Origin of the sequence: Herbaspirillum lusitanum P6-12, from assembly GCF_000256565.1 — a bacterium.
Classification (GTDB): Bacteria; Pseudomonadota; Gammaproteobacteria; order Burkholderiales; family Burkholderiaceae_D; genus Herbaspirillum; species Herbaspirillum lusitanum.
On record NZ_AJHH01000107.1, the window covers coordinates 1 to 4,805 of the forward strand.

General features: G+C 58.2%; 5 protein-coding genes. All 5 read right to left on the bottom strand.

The window, feature by feature from the left end; genetic code table 11:
* Window positions 1-160: 160 nt before the first annotated feature.
* Window positions 161-712, bottom strand: coding sequence for a VOC family protein (locus HLUSI_RS0103760; RefSeq protein ID WP_016832701.1), 552 nt, complete (start codon window positions 710-712; stop codon window positions 161-163).
* 21 nt (window positions 713-733) lie between these two features.
* Window positions 734-1,897 (bottom strand): alpha/beta hydrolase family protein, encoded by a 1,164-nt coding sequence (locus tag HLUSI_RS0103765; protein ID WP_016832702.1) that lies wholly within the window; start codon window positions 1,895-1,897, stop codon window positions 734-736.
* Window positions 1,898-1,901: 4 nt separating this feature from the next.
* The gene (locus HLUSI_RS0103770; RefSeq protein ID WP_016832703.1) at window positions 1,902-3,449 is read right to left on the bottom strand and encodes a bifunctional 3-(3-hydroxy-phenyl)propionate/3-hydroxycinnamic acid hydroxylase; all 1,548 of its coding nucleotides are present in this window, start codon (window positions 3,447-3,449) and stop codon (window positions 1,902-1,904) included.
* On the bottom strand, window positions 3,433-4,425 hold the full coding sequence (locus HLUSI_RS0103775; RefSeq protein ID WP_016832704.1) for a fumarylacetoacetate hydrolase family protein: 993 nt from the start codon (window positions 4,423-4,425) through the stop codon (window positions 3,433-3,435). The genes HLUSI_RS0103770 and HLUSI_RS0103775 overlap by 17 nt, the downstream gene beginning before the upstream one ends.
* A gap of 34 nt (window positions 4,426-4,459) precedes the next feature.
* A partial coding sequence (locus HLUSI_RS26825; protein WP_330987100.1) for a porin occupies window positions 4,460-4,805 on the bottom strand: 346 nt, incomplete at its 5' end.

Consider the following 4,805-nt stretch of genomic DNA (forward strand, 5'->3'; position numbering starts at 1 on the left):
GATTGCTTAGGTAGGATTGTGGATCTCTTTTTGCTATTTTTTCGATGTCAATGGATGGCATTCATCGCCCGGCTGCCTGGTTTCCCCAGATGTTGTTTCAACTGCAAACAAAGGGGCTTAGTAAAAAATCTATATTCGTATTCTGGCCATCTAGGCAAGACTAACTCTGCATGCGTCTAGCCATGTCCGCACGCCACTCGCTACGTAGCCGGAATCCAGGCAACGTCCGCGCATGTCGTTCAGCCCATGCCAGAAGTTCGTCGGCAGGCAATTCGATAGGCATCACTATCCTCGCCGGTTGCGACACATACCATGACGTGTCCACGTACAGCTCAATGCGATTGCCTTCCGGGTCACGGAAATAAACGGAAAGCGCATTGCCATGGGTGACGGGTGAAATTTCTGAAACGTCGGCCCGTTGCAAGCGCCGGTGGAATGCCTGAAGCGTTTCGATCGAATCTGCCGTCATGGAAATCTGGTTGACCACGTTGAAATCGATCCGCTCCGGCCTTCCCGACACAAGCACGATTTGATGGTGAACATCTGGATCGCGACTGGTAAAGACCAATTCAATGGGGCCCTCAGGCCCCTGCAGCGTACCCCGATCAGTGATCGTGAAATCCAGTACGTCCACGTAGAAATCTGCCATCCGTTGAATATCGGTGACGAAGATGCCGATATGACTGAAGCTGAGTCCGCTTCTCTTGTTCATGATGTTCTGCTCTCGTAAAGGTTAGGAGGCTGTGACCGACACACGCTGCTGGCGGCCCACGCCATGAAGTTGCCCCGCAAACCACGCCGCGATGACCCGGTTGCGTTCGACACTGTTATTGTTGATGCAGTGGATGCCTTCTGCCCAGTAGACCAGCGTAGTCAGCCCCTGGGCGCGTAGTGCCATAAGGGTATCCACCTCCTTGTCGGTGACAAGAATATCCTTGCCCCCCTGCAGACACAGAATTGGCGAACTCAGCGTCCTAAGTAGCTCAGGCAGGTTCAGCCCTTGTAACATCGCCTGCGCCTCTGCCTCTCCGCACACCGGCCCCATCATATGACCGATACGCCGCGCTACACGAGGATATGCCCGTAAGGCCTGGCTGAAGTCAACGGAGCCCCCATTGGTGCAGACCGCGCGAATACGCGTGTCTGCTGCCGCAGCAGCCATGGCCAACGTGCCCCCAAGACTATGGCCTGCTACGCCATAGCGGTCTGCGGCTAGGCCCCTCGCCGTCAAGACGTCCAGAGTCGCCGATACCATCCCGGTAAAGAGCGGTCCCAGATAGGACTCATGCCGCAAACGTGCCAAGCCCTGCCCGGGCAATTCGACCAAGCATACCGCCAAGCCATGCTCGAGGAAGGCAGAGACTCCACCGTAGAAAGCTTCGCACCAGCCATCGGCTCCCCCCCATACGACCACGCAAGGAGGTTTTGCATCGATGGCCCCAGCCGGCTGAAACAACCATCCACCATGCCGGCGACCCGCATGAGAGACGTCCAGGCGCGTGTCGGCATATCCCAGTAAGCGCATGGCAGATCCGAATGCCGCCACGCTTTGTGCGTAGATGGCCAGGCGTTCCCTCGGACTTTCCTCCAGCGCCGCCTGTGCAAGTCGCAGGCAAGCCGCCGCGTAAAGGTAGAACTCAGCCGCACTCCTTGCTTGCCCCTCGTTCTCCTGATACCGGGCGCGCCACAGATTGTCCTTAGCGAGCTGCTGGCAGATGTCAACCCAAGCGGCGCCGTCCTCGACTCGGCGCCGCAGCTTGAGCACATCTTCGAGGGCGCAACCGTAATCCACGGAGCGCTCAATGGAATAGGCCCGTAACATCGCTTGGTCGAGACCAGGATCGCCACTATCCTTGGGACGCGCCTGTAGGTAACGATCGATCTGAATCGTGCTCATGGATTCAAGAAAGCTTGAGCGGCAGCTTGTCGATCAGGCTGATCGCCTCATCCACTGCGGCCACTGCACCATGGACATAGCGATCCGGACGCATCAGTACCGCAGCCGCGCCCCACGGCAGGAGCAGATCCTGCTGGCCCTCCTCCAGGGCGATTAGTTGCAAGCTCGGGTGGGCGCTTCTCAAATGAGCGATGGTCTGCTGCTCCATGAATTGCTCGGTGCCGACAAGGGCAAATGCATGTCCTGCCATGCTGTCGAGCAATGACCCGCGAACCGCTGGTTGCACGAACTGGCGACCCAGGCCACTCTCACCATGTCGGCTCTGCAACCCAGGTCCCAGAGGCGGGTTGGGCGGCGCATAGGCTTTGGGGTTATCCCGCATATCACGGACGCGGCGCTCCAACTCAACGGGATCTCTCATCTGCACGAATTTCCCGGCCTCGATTGCGCCCTCGGTAAAGACTTTCAGATGCGGCCGGCGTTCGCTTTCGTAGGTATCAAGCAGCGTATCGTCGGCACGTCCTTGGCAGACTGCCGCAAGTTTCCACGCCAGGTTGGAGGCATCACGAATGCCGGCGCACATGCCTTGACCAAGGAATGGCGGCATCCGATGTGCAGCATCGCCGGCGATGAACATGCGACCACGGCGCCAGGTACGCGCGATCAGCGATTCGAAGGTATAGACCGCGCTACGCATCAGTTGGCCATCTTCGCGACGGATAGGACGCATCGAATTCTCGATGAAATCCCATATGACATCGGGCTTGGTGATATGGTGAATTTCATCTTCGGGCTTGACCATGATCTCCCAGCGCAACATCTTGTCCGACGTACAACTGGCGTACATCGGCCGCTCCGGATTGCAATGTTGCGTGCTGACCCGTTCCAGGCCCAGATCGCGCTTTTCTTCCACATCGATCACAAGCCACTTCTGCTTGAAGCCAAGGTCCTCCTGCTCTACCTCCATCGTACGACGAACCAGCGAGCGGGCACCGTCGCAGCCAACGAGGTAGCGTCCCGTCAACTTGACCAGCCGACCACTTCTGTGGTCCTCCGCCTTGACGATTACCGCATCTTCACGGTTTTCGATGGCATACACGTCGTGCTGCAGATAGACATCGATATCGCTCGATGCATTGACCTTCGCTCGCAAGATGCGCTCCAGCGTCGGCTGATGGAACATATAGTCACTGACCCATCCCAGCGCCCCTTTTTCTCCGCCTCGCTTCCACTCCATCAGCAAGGCGCCATCTGCATCGAGAAAACGCATGCCCAGCGTGACAGCGCATTGCTTCTCCAACTCCTCGGCGACCCCGATGGCTTGGAATACACGCATCACTTCCGCGTCCAAATGTCCGGCGCGGGCCAGATGATAGATGCCTGGCTCGCGCTCAAGGATGGCGACCTTCAGTCCCTGTTGCGCCAGTAAGGTGGCCAGTGTTGCCCCCACCGGACCATAGCCAGAAATTAGTACATCGTAGTTCGCTTGCATATCCATCTCACTGTTGATCCGTATTTTTCGTGGCCGTCCAGCTTCAAGCGCCAGGTACATATTTGCGGACCTGCTGGTCAATCGCGCCAAAGATCGAGCTACCCGATCCATCAAACATCTCCACCTGCACCGTGTCGCCGAATCGCAGTAAGGCCGTTTTCATCTCTCCGGTAGCGAGTTTTTCGAGCATGCGCTTTTCCTGCAGACAGGCGGATCCAACGCTGGTATCACGGTTGGAGACCGTGCCGGAGCCGATGATCGTCCCGGCTCGCAGCTCCCGGGACGTGGCAGCATGCGAAATGAGGCGCGGGAAATCGAAGTAACAATCCTTGCCAGCGTCCGGGCGCCCCAACAGCTCTCTGTTGACATGACTGACCAAGGGCAGGCAGAGTTTGCCGCCGTCCCACGCCGCGCCGAGTTCGTCCAGCGTCACCGCCACTGGAGAGAACGCGGTAGACGGTTTGGACACCAGGAAGCCGAATCCCTTGGCCAGCTCCGAGGGCATCAGGTTGCGAAGGCTGACATCGTTGACCAGCATGACCAACTTGATATGCGTCCGAGCCTGCTCCACCGACACGCCCATCGGCACGTCATCGGTCACCACCGCCACCTCGGCCTCGAGGTCGATACCCCAGGACTCATCTGCCACCAGAATTGGATCGCGCGGGCCGATAAAAGAGTCGGACGCTCCCTGGTAGAGCATGGGATCGTGATAAAGCTGCTCGGGCATCTCGGCGTTGCGGGCTTTGCGAACCAGTTCGGCATGATGCAGATATGCCGAACCGTCGCACCACTGGAAGGTACGCGGCAGCGGCGATTCCACCTTGCCAGGTTCAAATACAAAGCTGCTGCTGGCCTGGCCTGCATTAAGCGAATCGGACAACAAACGCAAGCGTGGCTCGATCATCGTCCATCGCTCCATCGCCTCGCGCAGAGAGGGAACAATTGCTTTGGCTGACACTGCGGTGCGCAGGTCACGGGATACGATGATGAGTTCACCGTCACTGTGAGCGGTCTTGAGGGTAGCTAGCTTCATTAGGGGGCTTCCAGGTCAAAAAAAAAGGGAACAATCAAAATTTGTGGCGCAGTCCGACCGACACGACCATTTGCATCCGTGAGGACGATGGTGCAGGTGCCGTATAAAGCTGGGGGCTGGTGCCCTCCGATCCGCGGATGGCGCCCAGCGAGGCGGAAAGGTCGGATCGCTTCGACAGAGCGTAGTCGACTCCCAGCGAGCCTTGGTGGAACTGAACACCGTCGATCCGGTAATACGTGTAGCCGACAGCCAGTGTGGTCTGAGGAGCAACTGGCCGTGCGGCCCCAAGCTCGAGCATCTTCAGCAGTGCCGAGCGAGAACCCGATTTGTAAGTAACGGTTGAGACAGAAGCGTGCAGATCGAACAGGCCGGCCCTGTTG

Coding starts and splice junctions, on each gene's coding strand:
- HLUSI_RS0103775 (WP_016832704.1), bottom strand. CDS start 4,425: ATGAAGCTAGCTACCCTCAAGACCGCTCACAGTGACGGTGAACTCATC.
- HLUSI_RS0103760 (WP_016832701.1), bottom strand. CDS start 712: ATGAACAAGAGAAGCGGACTCAGCTTCAGTCATATCGGCATCTTCGTC.
- HLUSI_RS0103770 (WP_016832703.1), bottom strand. CDS start 3,449: ATGTACCTGGCGCTTGAAGCTGGACGGCCACGAAAAATACGGATCAAC.
- HLUSI_RS0103765 (WP_016832702.1), bottom strand. CDS start 1,897: ATGAGCACGATTCAGATCGATCGTTACCTACAGGCGCGTCCCAAGGAT.